This window comes from Streptomyces typhae (assembly GCF_009755605.1).
Lineage (GTDB): Bacteria > Actinomycetota > Actinomycetes > Streptomycetales > Streptomycetaceae > Streptomyces > Streptomyces typhae.
The window spans coordinates 21,293-36,640 of sequence record NZ_WPNZ01000034.1 but is presented as its reverse complement, the minus strand read 5'-3'; the positions used below and the strand labels follow the sequence as shown (position 1 = coordinate 36,640).

Annotated in this window: 12 protein-coding genes and 1 pseudogene; 8 read left to right on the top strand and 5 right to left on the bottom strand. The window is 71.1% G+C overall.

Translation table 11 applies throughout. The features are described from left to right. Positions 1-13 precede the first annotated feature (13 nt). Positions 14-745, top strand: a complete 732-nt coding sequence (locus GPA10_RS38725) for a gamma-glutamyl-gamma-aminobutyrate hydrolase family protein (RefSeq protein WP_157169522.1) — start codon at positions 14-16, stop codon at positions 743-745. A gap of 21 nt (positions 746-766) precedes the next feature. Here GPA10_RS38725 and GPA10_RS43545 read toward each other — a convergent pair. After that, a pseudogene (locus GPA10_RS43545) lies at positions 767-1,008 on the bottom strand (carotenoid oxygenase family protein); the annotation flags it as partial. A gap of 259 nt (positions 1,009-1,267) precedes the next feature. Here GPA10_RS43545 and GPA10_RS38715 point away from each other — a divergent pair. The 4 genes from GPA10_RS38715 to GPA10_RS38700 all read left to right on the top strand — a co-directional run bounded on the left by GPA10_RS38715 (position 1,268) and on the right by GPA10_RS38700 (position 8,202). After that, positions 1,268-4,924, top strand: a complete 3,657-nt coding sequence (locus tag GPA10_RS38715; protein WP_157169521.1) for an nSTAND1 domain-containing NTPase — start codon at positions 1,268-1,270, stop codon at positions 4,922-4,924. A gap of 221 nt (positions 4,925-5,145) precedes the next feature. Continuing rightward, complete coding sequence (locus GPA10_RS38710; protein ID WP_157169520.1) at positions 5,146-6,711, top strand: alkaline phosphatase D family protein; 1,566 nt, start codon at positions 5,146-5,148, stop codon at positions 6,709-6,711. Positions 6,712-6,713: 2 nt separating this feature from the next. Continuing rightward, positions 6,714-7,616: a polysaccharide lyase family protein gene (locus GPA10_RS38705; RefSeq protein ID WP_157169519.1), complete on the top strand. Its 903-nt coding sequence runs from the start codon at positions 6,714-6,716 to the stop codon at positions 7,614-7,616. Positions 7,617-7,680: 64 nt separating this feature from the next. Continuing rightward, a complete protein-coding gene (locus GPA10_RS38700) occupies positions 7,681-8,202 on the top strand; it encodes an NUDIX domain-containing protein (protein WP_343041808.1) in 522 nt (173 codons plus the stop codon). 6 nt (positions 8,203-8,208) lie between these two features. On the opposite strand, the gene GPA10_RS38695 is transcribed toward GPA10_RS38700, so the two are convergent. The 4 genes from GPA10_RS38695 to GPA10_RS38680 form a co-directional block, all read right to left on the bottom strand. Further along, a complete protein-coding gene (locus GPA10_RS38695) occupies positions 8,209-8,874 on the bottom strand; it encodes a response regulator transcription factor (protein WP_157169517.1) in 666 nt (221 codons plus the stop codon). Further along, entirely contained in the window at positions 8,871-9,977 is a 1,107-nt protein-coding gene (locus GPA10_RS38690; RefSeq protein ID WP_343041807.1) for a sensor histidine kinase, read from the bottom strand. The genes GPA10_RS38695 and GPA10_RS38690 overlap by 4 nt, the downstream gene beginning before the upstream one ends. Before the next feature lie 203 nt (positions 9,978-10,180). Next, on the bottom strand, positions 10,181-10,705 hold the full coding sequence (locus GPA10_RS38685) for a hypothetical protein (RefSeq protein WP_157169516.1): 525 nt from the start codon (positions 10,703-10,705) through the stop codon (positions 10,181-10,183). 146 nt (positions 10,706-10,851) lie between these two features. Further along, the gene (locus GPA10_RS38680) at positions 10,852-11,466 is read right to left on the bottom strand and encodes a TetR/AcrR family transcriptional regulator (protein WP_157169515.1); all 615 of its coding nucleotides are present in this window, start codon (positions 11,464-11,466) and stop codon (positions 10,852-10,854) included. 76 nt (positions 11,467-11,542) lie between these two features. Here GPA10_RS38680 and GPA10_RS38675 point away from each other — a divergent pair, with 76 nt between their 5' ends. The 3 genes from GPA10_RS38675 (at position 11,543) to GPA10_RS38665 (ending at position 15,331) form a co-directional block, all read left to right on the top strand. Next, positions 11,543-12,550, top strand: coding sequence for an LLM class oxidoreductase (locus GPA10_RS38675; RefSeq protein WP_157169514.1), 1,008 nt, complete (start codon positions 11,543-11,545; stop codon positions 12,548-12,550). Continuing rightward, positions 12,547-13,092 (top strand): flavin reductase family protein, encoded by a 546-nt coding sequence (locus GPA10_RS38670; RefSeq protein ID WP_157169513.1) that lies wholly within the window; start codon positions 12,547-12,549, stop codon positions 13,090-13,092. Before GPA10_RS38675 ends, GPA10_RS38670 begins: the two co-directional genes overlap by 4 nt. A 1,120-nt stretch (positions 13,093-14,212) precedes the next feature. Continuing rightward, the gene (locus tag GPA10_RS38665) at positions 14,213-15,331 is read left to right on the top strand and encodes an SGNH/GDSL hydrolase family protein (RefSeq protein ID WP_343041806.1); all 1,119 of its coding nucleotides are present in this window, start codon (positions 14,213-14,215) and stop codon (positions 15,329-15,331) included. Positions 15,332-15,348: the final 17 nt, after the last annotated feature.

Here is a 15,348-nt window from a genome sequence, read left to right as displayed (position 1 = left end):
TCTGGACCCACCCATGACCCGCTCCGCGCGCCCGCTCATCGCGATCCCGGCGCGCTTCTCCGCCGGCGCGTCAGCGCTGCGCCACGCGGCCGAGGTCAACGCCAGGGCCCTGGTCGAAGCGGTCTGGCGGGCGGGCGGCGAACCCGTGACGATCCACCCGCACGCCCCCGCGGGCCGCTGCGACCCGCGGGGGACCGCCGCGCGCCTCGCCCGCTTCGACGGCGTCCTGCTCCCCGGCGGGGGAGACCTCGCACCGCACCGCTACGGTGCAGGGCAGACGCACGAGGCCGTCTACGACGTGGACGACGAACAGGACGCCTTCGACCTCGAAGCGGCCCGCCAGGCACTGGCGCTGAAGCTGCCGCTGCTGGCGATCTGCCGCGGACTGCAAGTGGTCAACACCGCCCTCGGCGGCACCCTCCACCAGGACATGGGCGGCCCCGGCCGAGAACACCGGCACGTCCGACACCCGGTATGCCTCAGCCCCGGCTCCACCGTCGCGGCCCTCGTCGGCGCCGACAAGACCGAGGCGTCCTGCTACCACCATCAACACGTCGACCGGCTCGGCACCGGCCTGGTCGTCACCGCGCGCGCCGCCGACGGCACGATCGAGGCCGTGGAGGCGCCCGACGCAGGCGGTTGGTTCCTCGCCGTGCAGTGGCATCCCGAGGACACCGCGGGGGAGGACGCGGGCCAGCAGGGACTGTTCGACGCGCTGGTCCGCGCCGCGTACGGGGCGGGCTGAGCCGCCCCGCCGCCTCCTCTACGGCAGCGGCCCGCCTTCCTGCAACGCCAGGATGCGGCCCTTGTACGGGATCACACGTGCGTGTTGCACGCGAAGTCGTCCGGTCGCACTTGGCCCGGGTAGGCCTCCCCGAGCACCCAGTGATGGGCGCGGACGTCCTCCAGACCCAGGGCGTTCGGGCCGTTGCGCAGGTAGCGGCCGTCCAGGTCACGCGGAATGCGACCGGTCACCTTGAGGCCGAAGGCGGTCAACTCCTCGGTGACTGATCACCCGCGAGGCTGTCGGCCCAGGCCCCGAATCGGAAATGGTGCCGTCGTGACCCCCGAGCCGAGGGAGGGGTACTCGTGGCCTCGGGCGCCGGGACGGTCACCGCACCAGAGCTTGCTGTCGGGCGGACTGACGGACCTGATGACGGGCTGGCTGACGTTCGACGGTGGACTGCGCACTGTTGCCTCCGTTCTGCTGGAATACCGCGTGCCCGTGTGAGGCGGGTTGCTCGGTGCTGCGACGGATGGGGGGTGCATGGGGCGTCGCGAGAAGCCGTTGGATCCGGCAGCCGGCCCCGTCGCGCGATTTGCCCTGGCACTGCGGGTCCTGCGCGCGCGGGCAGGCAGCCCGACGTACCGGGAGATGGCACAGCAGGCGGCGTATTCCGCTACGGCGTTCTCCCGGGCCGCCTCGGGTGAGCAGTTGCCTTCTCTGGAGGTCACGCTGGCCTTTGCGACGACGTGCGGCGGGGATCAGGAGGAGTGGGAGCGCCGCTGGCACCAGGTCAGGAGCGAGGTGGCCCGTCTCCCGGCGGAGCCGGTCGATCCCTCGGTGGCGCCCTACCGTGGGCTGGCGCGTTTCGAGCCAGGGGACCAGGAGCGCTTCTTCGGGCGCGGCCGCCTGACGGACGAGCTCGTCGAGTTGGCCTGTGCGCAGCGGATCACGATGGTGCTCGGCCCGTCCGGCAGCGGCAAGTCCTCGCTTCTGCGCGCCGGACTCGTCCCGCGGCTGCGGCAACTGGACGACGAGGCGGCGCGACCGGCGGCGATCCGGATTCTCACTCCCGGGGCGCACCCCTTCGCGGATCACCACGGGCGATGCGACCCGGCTGCGGGCGAGGGGGACACCTGGCTGGTGGTGGACCAGTTCGAGGAGGTCTTCACCCTCTGCCAGGATGCGGCGCAGCGGGCCCAGTTCATCCGTCTGCTGCTGCGGGCCCAGGCCGCCGACAGCCGGCTGCGGGTGGTGCTGGGAGTGCGCGCGGACTTCTACGCGCGCTGTCTCGAACACGAGGACCTGGCCTCGGTGCTGGCCAAGGCGAGCCTGCCCGTCGGCCCGATGACCCGCGACGAACTGCGGGAAGCCATCGTCAAGCCCGCGGCCGGCGCAGGCCTGCTCGTGGAACGGGCCCTGACGGCACGCCTGATCGAGGACGCGGCCGGGCAGGCCGGCAGCCTGCCACTGGTCTCGCACGCCCTGCTGGAAACCTGCCGCCGACGCCGGGGACGGTCCCTGACGATGGAAGCGTACGAAGCAGCCGGCGGCCTGCACGGCGCGATCGCCCAGAGCGCCGAAACCCTCTATGCCCAGCTCACCGAGGCCCAGGCCGAACTCGCCCGACTGCTGCTGCTCCGCCTCATCACCCCTGGAGCGGGCGCACCCGACACCCGGCGTCCCGCCGACCGCATCGAACTCGACCTGAGCGAGGACTCCGGCGACGTCCACGAGGTCCTGGACCGGCTGGCCCGCGCCCGCCTCATCACCCTCGACGAGCACACCGTGGATCTCGCGCACGAGGCCCTCATCAGCGCCTGGCCCCGCTTGCTCACCTGGATCGACCAGAGCCGCGAACGCCTGCGCTGCCACCGCCGGCTCACCGAAGCCGCCCACAGGTGGCAAGAAATCGGACACGATTCCGGTGCCTTGTACCGCGGCGCCCTGCTGGCCACCGCGGAGGAACACTTCCCCCTCGCTCACGGCCGACGGGAACTCACCAAGGTGGAAAGGGCCTTCCTCACCGCCAGTACTGCGGCCCGGGACGAGGAACAGCTGACCGCTGCCCGCACCGCCCGCCGCCTGCGGCGATTCACCGCGGCCCTGTCCGTCCTCCTCGTCCTGGCCCTGACCACCGGACTCCTCGCCTGGAAGCAGAGCCTCAGCAGCGGCCGGGAACGCGATCGTGCCCTGGACGCACAGCGCGTCGCCCAGTCCCGGCAACTTGCCGCACAGTCCGCGGCCCTGCTCGACGAGGATCCCGACCTCGCCTCGCTGCTGGCCGTCCAAGCGCACCGCACGGCTCCCACGCCGGAGGCCGCCGGCAGCCTCTACTCCGCCTACGGCCTTCCTCTGCGGCACCGCCTCGTGGGCCACACCGGCGGACTCCGTGCCCTGGCGTTCAGCCGCGACGGGCGCACCCTGGTCTCCACCGCCGAGGACCGGGACGCGTACCTGTGGGACACGGCCACCGGCACCAGACGCACCGTCGTCTCCAACTACGGCGACGAGACGTACAGGATGACGCTGACTCCCGACGCCCGCACCCTGGCCGTCGCGGGCCTCAACGACGGCACGCTACGACTTTCACAGGTGGCGACGGGGCGAGTACGGCATGTCCTCCACACACAGTCCGGCTTCGACGAGCTTGCGTTCAGCCCGGACGGGCGCACACTCGCCACCAGAATCGACGACGAGGGAGTACGACTGTGGGACGTCGCCCACGGCAAGCCCCGCATCACGCTCACCGGCCGCACCAAGGACGTCTCCGAACTCGTCTTCAGCCCTGACGGGAAGACGCTGGCTGCCGCTACCGAGAACGGGGTGGGGCTGTGGGATGTAGGCACGGGCAAACTGCGCACCATGCTGACCGGCCGCTACGAGACTGCCGATGCGATGGCTTTCAGCCCTGATGGGCGCACCCTGGCGACCAATGGCACTGACGGAAAGATGTGGTTGTGGGACACCGCAACCGGCAAAGCGCGCAGCTCTCTTCCTGGCGGAGCAGAGGTGCTCACGTTCAGCCCGGACGGCCGGACACTGGCCGCCGGAGGCTTCGGCGCGGTGCAACTATGGGATGCGCCAACCGGCAAGCTGCGGGCCACGCTCGCCGGACACACCGACAGGACCAACGTGATGCGGTTCAGTCCGGACGGCCGGACGCTGGCCACCGGCGGGGACGACAAGACGGTACGACTGTGGGACGTGGCAGCAGGCACGACACCGGCCACACGCACCCACCGCACCGGCTACACCTTCACGGTGGCACTGAGCCCCGACCGAAGGACCCTGGCCACCGCCGACCGGCGCGGCACTGTGCACCTGAGGAACACGAACCGGAACACACTGCGGCTGAGCCTCACGGGTCATACCGACGCGGTCACAGCGATCGCGTTCAGTCCGGACGGGCGGACACTGGCGACCGGCGGCGGAGACCACACGGTACGGCTGTGGGACGTGAAAACCGGCGACAGCCTGCGCGTGCTCCCCGCCGAAAACCTCACTGCCGCGGCATTCAGCCCGGACGGGGAAACCTTGGCGGTGGCCGGTTACGAGAAGGCCTGGCTGTGGAACACCGCCACGGGCCGGATACGCACCACTGTGAGCGAGTCGGCGGAGGCTCTCGCGTTCAGCCCGGACGGCAAAACCCTGGCCACCGCAGACAGGGACTACGAGGTCCGGCTGCGAAGCGCAGCCACCGGCAAGACACGCACCACACTCCGAGGCCACACCTCGTCACTGGAATCCATGGTGTTCAGCCCGGACGGAGCCACCCTGGCCACCAGCAGCATGGACAACACCGTACGAGTGTGGAACGTGACCACCGGCAAGGCCAGCAAGGCCGTCGCCCGCCACTCGGACGTGGGCTCCGCGCTGGCATTCGGCCCGGGGGAACAGCTCCTGGCCGTCACCTCCGGCGCCGATACCTCGGTGCGGCTGTGGGACGTGGAGACCGGCAGAACACGTACCACCTTCACCGGCCACACCGGCCACGTCATCAGCCTCACGTTCAGCCCCGACGCGAGCGCCCTGATCACCAGCAGCGAGGACAACACGGTACGAGTGTGGAAACCGGACCTGCCCACCACCGCCACGTCCATCCGCAAGATATGCCGCCTCATCCACCGGGACCTCACCCCGCTGGAACGCTCCGTCTACCTGCCCAACCAACCAGCGCATCCTGTCTGCTCCTTGTGAACATCTGGTCCTTCCTGATGGACAGGACATGACCGGCCGAGCCGGAGGTGACCTCTCGCGGCAGCGACACCGTCCTGCCGGACCGCCACACCGCCGCGTCCGTGTCGCCCGAGCGCGTCGTGGTGCACGACTGTCCGACAGGTCTTCACCTGCCCGCCGCGCTGCGGCCACCCGCACCACGAACGATCTCTCCGGATCTGAACAACGCCCGGGAGAGACACATGAGTCCTGCATTCCCCACGTCCTCCGGCCTGGACCGGCGCCTCTTCCTCCAGGCGGCCGGCGTCGGCGTCGGTGCACTGCTCGCCGGCGCCGGCCTCGACGGGCAGGCGGAGGCAACGTCCGGTGCACCGAGGCTGCGTGACGAACCGTTCCGCCTCGGCGTGGCCAGTGGCGAGCCGGCGGCGGACGGCTGCGTGCTGTGGACCAGGCTGGCGCCGAACCCCCTGGCCGAGGACGGGCACGGCGGCATGCCCCGCGCGAGCTACGGCGTACAGTGGCAGGTCGCCGAGGACGAACGCTTCCGCCGTGTCGTACGCTCCGGCGCCGCCCTGGCCCTGCCCGAGCTGGGACACTCCGTGCACCCGCAGGTGCGCGGCCTGCGGCCGGGACGCCAGTACTTCTACCGGTTCCGCGCCCAGGGCCACACCAGCCCCGTTGGCCGGTTCCGCACCACGCCCCACTCCCGTTCCCGCGCCTCCTTCACCTTCGCCACCGCCTCCTGTCAGGCCTGGTACCACGGCCACTTCTCCGCGTACCGCGACATGGTGGCCAAGGACCCCGACGTGGTGTTCTTCCTCGGCGACTACCTCTACGAGTACGGCATCACCGCGGCCAACATGTGGCGCGACGCCCCGCTCCCCGGGGCCCGGCACGAGCTGGAGACCAACACCCTCGCCGACTACCGGGTGCGCTACTCCCTGTTCAAGACCGACCCCGACCTCCAAGCGGCACACGCGGCGGCGCCCTGGATCCTCACCCCCGACGACCACGAGGTGCAGAACGACTACGCCGACGAGACGTCCTACTACGGCCTGAGCGAGGAGGACTTCCTGCTGCGGCGGGCCGTGGCGTACCGCGCGTACTACGAGAACTGCCCGCTGCCCCCGCTCGCTCTCGCCCACGGCCCGGACGCGCGGCTCCACCGCCGACTCCGCTACGGCGGCCTCGCCACCCTGCACGTGCTCGACGGCCGCCAGTACCGCGACGCCAAGCCCGCGAACACCGAGGAGCAGAACGCGCCCGGCCGCACGATGCTCGGTGCCGGGCAGGAACGGTGGCTGTACCGCGGTCTGCGGACGTCCGACACCCGGTGGAACCTGCTGCTCCAGCAGGTCGGCCTGGTCAAGGTGACCGAGAACCGCGTCGACCAGTGGGACGGCTTCCCGGCGGCGCGGCAGCGCCTGCTCGACGTGCTCGGCGAGCGGGGCGTCGCGCCTTCCGTCGTCTTCACCGGCGACTGCCACCGCTCCATCGCCGGCGACCTGCTCGCCGACTTCGCCGATCCCGGATCCGCCGTGGTGAGCAGCGAGTTCCTCGGCACCTCGATCGCCTCCGACGGCGACGGCGCACCGACCGACAACTACACCAAGGACTGGATGCAGCACCCCTGGATGAAGTTCTACGACGGCCGTCGCGGCTACGTCCTGGGCTACGCCGACGCGGACGCGATCACCGCCGAGTACCGCGCCGTCCCCTATGTCCGTGCCGACAACCAGGCCAAGGGCATCTCCCTCGACCGGTTCCGGGTCGAACACGGCCGCACCGGCATGCAGAAGGTGAGCTGATCATGACCGACACGACTCTCCCGGCCGCGTCCGCGGCGCCTGCGGCCCACCCGGGACGCGGGTACGGGCAGCACGTGCCCGGCACCGTCTCCGGACTCACCGCCACGGGCGGACTCGCCGTCGTCGAGCTGGCCTGGCGCTCCTACCGGCCGCGGCACGGGCAGCTCGTCGACCACTACGAGGTGTACGTCTCCGAGCGCGCAGGCCGTGCCGGCGGCTCGGCGACCCTCCTGGGGCGCACCCTCTACCCGCACTTCACCCACCGGGTCGGCCCGAAGCCGCGGACCCGCCACTACAGCGTCGTCGCCGTCGTCGACTCCGGCGCACGGACGCGGCCGACCCGCCCCGTGTCCGCCGCCAACGCCCGTTCCGTCGCGGCGGGCCGAGCGGTGGCTCAGGTCGGCGAGTTCGACCACAAGGGCCTGGAGTTCGCCCTGTCGCCGGACCGGAGCGCCGGCTACCGGACCGCCTTCCCCACCGGCGTCGACTTCCGGTACGGCACCTCCACGCCGAGCCGCGACTGGTGCTACCTCCACCCGGGCCCCGCCGACTCCTGGGCCGGCCGCAAGGAACACACCTTCACGCTCCGCTTCGACCTGCGCACGGCACCGAAGGACGACCTGGCCTGTGCGCTGTGGCTCATCGACTCGCACGCGACCGCCGCGGGCACCGCCGAGATGACCCTCAACGACAGCCCGGTGCGCACCCTCGAGTTCCGCGGCGGCGCCACCCGCGGCTCGGTCGAGGGCGACGCCACCCGCGCGGGCACCGCACTCAAGCCCTCCTATTACGAGTTCCCGATGACCGCGGGCCTCTTCAAGACCGGGGAGAACGTCCTGAAGCTGCGCAAGACCAGTGGTTCCTGGATTGCCTATGACGCATTGGGGATCTTCGCGAGGGAGTGAGCGCAGTTCCCCCCTTTCCGGGCGTCTCGGGCGGGTGTCAGTGGGTTCTGCGATCGTGTGCATCGTGGACGAACTCGTGGAATGCGTTGACGCGCAGGATCGTGTGCTGGGAGTAGTCAGCCGGTGGGACGCTGTTCGAGAGGCCCGGCTGCACCGGGTCGGCGTGGTGGTGTGCCGAGACCGTCGAGGTCGCTTCCTGGTTCATCGGCGTGCCGAGCAGTTGTCCCGTTTCCCGGGGCACTACGAACTGGGTGTCGGGGGCGCTGCGGGAGTCGGCGAGTCCTATGAGCAGGCGGCTGCCCGCGAGCTCAGCGAGGAGTTGGGAGTACGGGCGGCCGTGCGCTTTCGGTTCAAGTTCCTCAACCGGGCCGGGCTCAGCCCGCACTGGCTCGGGGTGTGTGACGCCGTGCTCCCTGAGATCGGCGCCTGCGATCCAGGTGAAGTGGCCTGGCACACGTGGCTGACCGAGCCCGAGCTGCGGCGGGTCCTGCAGCAGTGGACCTTCACTCCTGACAGTCAGGAGATCTTCGGTAGGTATCTGGCTGGTCGCGCGGCCCCGGCGCTTTCGTGGGAGCGGTGCTCATGAGGTGGGTCAGGCGAGACCCGCCTCGATCGCGCGGCGGACGGCGTCGGCGCGGTCGCGGATGCCCGCCTTTGCGAACAGGTTGTTGATGTGGGTCTTGACCGTGGCCTCGCTGATGAAGAGTTTCTCGGCGATGCCCCGGTTGGGCAGGCCCTGGCCGATCAGTGTGAGCACCTCGCGTTCCCGAGGGGTGAGGTCATCGGGCAGGGGCTGCCCCGGCGCGGGCACCCTGGTCCTGGCGGTGGCGAGCAGGCGGTCCTGGACCTCGCGGTCGAGGACGGACTGGCCCGCGGCCGCGGCCCGGATCGCGCGGGTGATGTCCTGGCGGCCGGCGTTCTTGGTCAGATACCCGCGGGCTCCCGCACCCAGCGCGCCCAGGATCGAGTCGTCGTCGGCGAACGTGGTCAGCACGACCACCGCCACCTCCGGGTGCTGCTCGGCCAGTCGGCGAGTCGCTTCGATACCGTCCATGACGGGCATGCGCAGATCCATCAGGACCACGTCCACCCGCCCGGCGGCCACAGCCGCCAGCACCTCGTCACCGTTCGCGGCGGCCGCCACGACGTCGATGTCGTCGGCCAGGGCGAGCACCGCGGCGAGGGGTTCCCGTACGGCGGCCTGGTCGTCGGCGACGACCACCCGCAACTGCTGCTGCTCCTCGGCTGCTTCACTCATCGGGGGATCACTGCCTCCACTTGCCAGCCGCCCTGGTGCGGCCCTTCGGTGACCGGGCCCGCGCTGACCGTTCCGCCGAGGAGGGCGACGCGTTCACGCATACCGATCAGTCCCATCCCGCTACCGACACCCGCGGTCACCGCACGGGTGGCGGGGCTGTTGCGGATCCTCAGTGTGGTCGATGCGGCGGCGAACGCCAGCTCCGCCGCGACAACTCCCCCGGGGGCGTGCCGCCCCGCGTTGGTCAGGGCCTCCTGGGCGATCCGCAGCAGATTCTGGGTCACCTGGGGCGGCTCTTCGCGCACGGTCCCGTTGACGGTGAGAACGCCGCGATGCCCCGACGATTCGAGCATCGCGGTCAGGCTCTCCAGCAGCGGCAGCGCGTCCTCGCGCAGTGCGTGCACGGTCCACTGCGCCTGCTTCAGGCTTTCCTTGACCAGGCTGTGGGCCCTGTCGTGAGCTGCCTTGACCTTCTCCAGGTCACCGGTGTCGATCAGCGCGTCCGCCAGCTCCAACTGCATGTTGATCCCTGCCAGCGAGTGCGCCAGTACGTCGTGCACGTCCCGTGCGATCCGGCCGCGCTCGGTCAGTACGGCGGTGCGGGCCTCGGCCCGCGCGGCGCGCTCGGCCGACTCGGCCGCCTCGATCGCCGCCCGAACGGCCCGGCGCTGGGTGCGGTTGACGATGCCGATCAGGACCGGGGTGCCGGTCGTGAGTCCGAACGTCCAAGGCAGCTGTTCGTGCCCCGGTCCGAGGTGGAAGCAGAGGACGGCGGCGCACAGCAGGCTGCAGCTCCCGGCGAGCACGAGGGCCGGTCTGGTCTCCAGCCGGTATCCGATGTGACCGGCCAGGAAGAAGGCGAAGAGGTAGCCGGTCCCACTGCTGCTGACACCGATCAGGGCGGCCGCCGCGACGATGCCGAGCGTGAGCCAGACGACGGCGAGGCGCGGTGACACCTTGTGCTCGGGCAGACGCCGGGCCAGCAGCGCCACCGCGTTGATCACGAAGAGGACGGCGACGGCCGATCCCCGGCCGCTGAAACCCATGGGCCGGATCGTCAGGGCTCCCACGACGACGACCGCGAGAGTCACCACCCACTGCACGCGCGGATCCTGCCCGGGAACAGGACGAGGCCCTGCCCCCGTCCCAGGACTCGGCCCTGTCCCCGGGGTGATGTCTGCCCCGGGACGTGGTCCCGCCCCCGGGCCGATGTCCGTACCGGGACGCGGTCCCGCCCCCACACCGGTGTCTGTCCTGGGAGGCGGGGCACTGTGGTCTGCGGGCACGGGCCGAACATACTGCACGGTCACACCGTACGGTCGAGGACGGTCACGGGGCGGGTCGCCCTGAGCGCCCGGCCGCGTACGAGGATCGTGGCCACCCGGGTGACGACCTCGGTGAGAGCCATCAGCACGAATGCCGTGACCCACGCCTCCTGGCTCGTGATGTGGTGCGCGAGGCTGAACCGGGCGACGTCGTCCGCGCCGCCACCGTGCTCCACCCACACCTGGAAGCCCATCCGCGCACCCATGCCCACGATCCACAGGATCGCCGACACCGCACCCGCCTTGATCATGAGGTGCCCGTCGAGGGCACGGATCCGGGTGTAGACGCCCCCTGCGACGCCCAGTGCGGCGCCCAAGGCCATCAGGGCCGCGATCAGGACGAGGTCGTTGCCCGCGGTGGGAACGGAGTCCAGGTACGAGTACGCCACGAAGGCCACGATCCCCAGCGGGAGCAGGAAGGTCTTGTGGTCGAGACGGTCTTCCCGCACCTGCCGGAGGACGATCAGGACGAGGGCGATGTCAGTGATCCACTCAGTTGCTGTCATGCCCTCCAGACTGCTGCGACCCCGCTCGGAGCACCTGGACCCAGGGGTGGAACCGTGGGTGGAGATCGCCTGCCCGCCGGGTGGACCCGCGGGAAGTACGCGCGGCGCCGGTGCCGCCCGCCCCTCACAGTCCGGCGCGCGTCAGGTCACAGTCCGGCGCGCGTCAGGACGGCGAGGTGCTCCGCCGCGAGGCGCAGCGGAGCGTCGTCGCTGGAGACGCGGCTGAGCAGCTCGGCACCCTCCAGCGCCGACAGGACGGTGCAGGCCAGTGCGGCGGCGTGGACCTCCGAGTGGCCACCCCGGTGCAGCGTGTCCGCGATCAACCCCCGCCATTCCCGCAGTGCTTCGTCCGAGGTGCGCTGGATGAGCGGGGAACGGCCGATGATCTCAAGTGCGGTCGCCGCGACGGGACACCCGTCGGTCCAGTCCGAGTCGCGCAGGGAGTCGGCCATCAGGTGCGCGCAGTTGGCGACGCCCTCGGCGGGGTCGTCGGAGCTGGACAGGCCCTGGCGCAGCAGTTCGGTGAACTCCGCGGCGCCGAAGCGCAGCGCTTCGGCGGCCAGTTCCTCCTTGCCCTGCGGGAAGTGGTGGTACAGGGAGCCGTAGGTGGCCGCTGCCTCTTTGAGGATCTGCTTGATGCTGGTGCCCTCGTACCCCTGGCGCTGCAGCAGCGTGGCCGTGGCCATGACGAGCCGGGTACGCGTGTCGCCGGGCTCCGCCCGTCCGGTCGGCGTCCGCTTCGTGGGAACTGCGGGATTCATGACACCAGATTACCGAATAGATCGATCGATCCAGTCTGCTAGGCTCCGCTAGATCGATCGATCTAGCGGAGGTGTGATGAACGACGTGTCCGCGTACGTGACCCACCCTGGGTTCGCGCGCATGTTCACCCCCGAGCGGCTGACGCTCGGCCTCTTCCTGCCGTTGTGGCCCTACAGCGGGGACATGAAGGCCATGGCCGGCCAGGCGGAGGTGATCCGGAGCGCCGACGCCTCGCCGTTGTCGGCGCTGTGGGTGCGCGATGTCCCGCTGTACGACCCGGGGTTCGGCGACGTCGGCCAGGTCTACGACCCCTGGACCTACCTCGCGTGGCTGGCCGCGCACACCCGGCGCCTCTCGCTGGCGGCGGGCAGCGCGGTCTTCACCCTGCGCCACCCCATCGACCTGGCCAAACAGAGCGCGTCCATCGACCAGCTCAGCGGCGGGCGCCTGGTCCTGGGGGCCGCGTCGGGCGACCGGGGCTCGGAGTTCCCCGCCTACGGCATCGACCGCTCCGAGCGCGGAGAACGCTACCGGGAGGCCTTTCACTGGTTCCGGCAGCTGACACAGAGCACCGGCCCGCACATCTCCTCCGCGCTCGGCAGCATGAGCGGCGGCCTCGACGTCCTGCCCAAACCCGCCACCGGCCGGATCCCGCTCCTGGTCACCGGCTCCTCGCAGCAGAAGCCGGAGTGGATCGCCGAACAGGCGGACGGCTGGCTGGTCTACCCGGGCTCACCGAACTCCGTCGCGGGCGTCGACGCACTGGGACGCAAGGTCGCAGCCTGGCGGGAACTGATCCCCGGAGGCCGGTTCAAGCCGGTGGCCACCAACGAGTGGATCGACCTGGCCGAGGACCCGCGCACCGCGCCGCGGTCCCTGCGCGGCGGCTTCGTCCTGCGGATCGGCACCGAGGCACTGATCGAGCAACTGCACCGGTGGCAGGAGCGCGGCATCAACCACGCCGCCCTGGGCGTCCAGCACGGCCGCCGTCCCGCAGCCGAGGCGGTCGCCCAACTCATCGAGGAGGTCGCCCCGCACTTCCCGGCTCTCGCGGGCCCCGAGCCGCAGGCACCCGCGTGGTGACCGGGTCCGCAGGGCCCGCCGGGTGCGGCATCGCCCCGCCGGTGCGGCACGCCTCGGGGGAGGGCTTCCGCGACGTCATGCGTCACTTCCCGACCGGTGTCACCGTCCTGACCACGACCGGTCCCGCGGGCCCGCACGGGATGACCGCGAACGCGGTCATGTCGGTCTCGCTGCACCCACCCACGGCTCTCGCCGCCGTCCACCGTGACACCGTCACGCACGGACTTCTGCGGGCCGCCACGGCCTTCACCGTCAACATCCTCGCCGCCGACCAGACAGAACTCGCCCTGCTGTTCGCCCGCTCGCACCCCGATGAGGATCCCTTCCTCCAGGCGCCGTGGCGGCCGTCGCCGGTGACCGGCACCCCGGTCCTCACCCAGAGCCTCGCCGTACTCGACTGCCACCTGCAACGGCGAGTCACCGTGGCCGATCACACCTTGGTCATCGGCACGGTGACGGACGCCCGCGTCCAACGCCCCGGTGCCGACCCCATGGTCTTCTCCCGACGCGCCTTCCAGACGGTCACCAAGACCCCGAGCTGAACCGGAGCCCCGGGGCGCGAGACAGCCAGGTCCCGCCATGCCACGCGCGGGACCTGGCGCAGGTCGCGCGGAACCAGCACCGCAGACACCGGACGACGCGCCCCGTACGCACTGGGTCGAAATCCGGGACCGCACGGCGGACGCGGAGCAGTTGGTGCGGCGGACGCGGTCGCCGATGGGGAGGCGAGCACCTGCCGCCGTCCGCAGTGGCCGATTACCGACTCGCCCCCGCGTCGGCCACATGGACGTGCCGGTACGGAAGGTGGTGACGTAGTACGTGGGCACTCCCGGTGCGGCGTTCGGTTCATGAGGGGACCGGGGCGGCAACGAAGGGAGGAGCCTGAGTCGATCACACGGCTCATGGGGCCGCGTGCGGGACCTGGTGCGTGTGCGACGCGTGGGATCAGGCCCGACACGCAGCACGCAGCACGCGTAGCACGTCGAACGCAGCACGTCGCATACAGCACGTCGCACGTCGCATACAGCACGTCGCACGTCGCACGTCGCATACAGCACGTCGCACGTCGCATACAGCACGTCGCACGTCGCACGTCCGGCGGTGCACGGCGCGAGCCGCACCAGCACGGCACCCGCCGCACGACGTGCACGGACCGGGCGACGAGAGAACGAGCGCCCACCTGAGAGAGCGAGAGACACCACCGCTACGAACCAACGCGCAGCCGACGACAAGGCGAAGGGACGACCGATGAGCGACCGGACACACAGCACGTCGCCGAACCGGGACACGGGGCCCGCGGCCCCCGGCGCACCACACAGCGGGAAGGATCTGCCCAGGTGGCGGCGGACCAGCCCGGCGCACCGGAGGCCCCGGACGGCGGCCCGCCCGTTGACGATGTTCGTGGCCGCGGCGGCATTGCTCGCCGCACCCCTGTTACCGCTACCGGCCGCCCACGCCGACGCACCGGCCACGAAGGCGACCACCAAAAGCGGGACAACCGTCGTCGGGACGGCGGCGAATGTCGGCACGGCAGCGAATGTCGGCGGGACGCCGGACACCGGCAGGGCACCGGCCACCGCCGAACAGCGGCGCGACGCAGCGCAAAGCGGTCACGACAGAGAGCGCGACAGCAAGGGGTGGCGGGGCACCTGGGCGGCGTCCGTGCAGCCACCGAGCCTGACCCTCTTCCCCAACTGGTCCCGGGAGGGCTTCAAGCAGCAGTCGTTGCGTCAGGTCGTACGGGTGAGCATCGGGGGCACGGCCGCCCGCTTCAAGCTCTCCAACCGCTACGGCTCCACCCCGTTGCGCGTGGCCGGGGCCACGGTCGGGCGGACGGCCAAGGGCGCGGCGGTGCGCAAGGGCACCAGCCGGGCCCTGACCTTCGGCGAGGAGAAGGCGGTGACCATCCTGGCCGGTGCCGACGTGTTCAGCGACGCCCTGCGGATGCGGGTCAAGCCGCTGGAGTCGCTGACCCTCACGCTGTACCTGGCCGAGCCGACCGGCCCGGCTACCTACCACATGTCGGCCTCGGCCACGAGTTACCGGGCGGCGGGCGACCTGCGGTCCGACGAGAGCGGCGAGGCGTTCACCGACACCTCCGTGTCCTGGTACTACGTCGCGGGCGTCGAGGTGAGGGGCGGCCCGGTGGGACGCAGGGACGGGGTGGTGACGTTCGGGGACTCGATCACCGACGGACTCGCCTCCACCGTCGACGCCGACAATCGCTATCCGGACGAATTGGCGGAGCGGTACGCCCGTGAGGGACGGCCGCGGAGCGTCCTCAACCACGGGATCAGCGGCAACATGATCACCTTCGGTACGGTGGGCACGGGCGAGAGCGGCGTCGACCGTTTCAAGAAGGACGTGCTCACCGAGGCGGGCGTGAGCACCGTCGTCGTGCTGGAGGGCGTCAACGACGTCGGCCTGAGCGAGATCCCGGGCAGCCAGGTGCCGGACGTGTCCGTCGAGCAACTCGTCGCCGCCCACCGCGACATCGTCCGGCAGGCCCGCGCGAAGGGCCTCAAGGTCGTCGGCGCGACCCTCACCCCCTTCAGGGGCGCCATGTACTTCAGCGAGCGCGGCGAGGTCAAGCGGGACGCGCTCAACGAGTGGATACGCACCTCCGGCGCGTACGACCGGGTCGTCGACCTGGACCGGGCGCTGGCCGACCCCGCCGACCCGGACCGGCTCGTCCCGGCGTACGACAGCGGGGACCACCTGCACCTGAGCGATGCCGGCTACCGCGCGCTGGCCGAGGCGATCGACATCGACTCGCTGTAGACCGACGGGCACGGCTT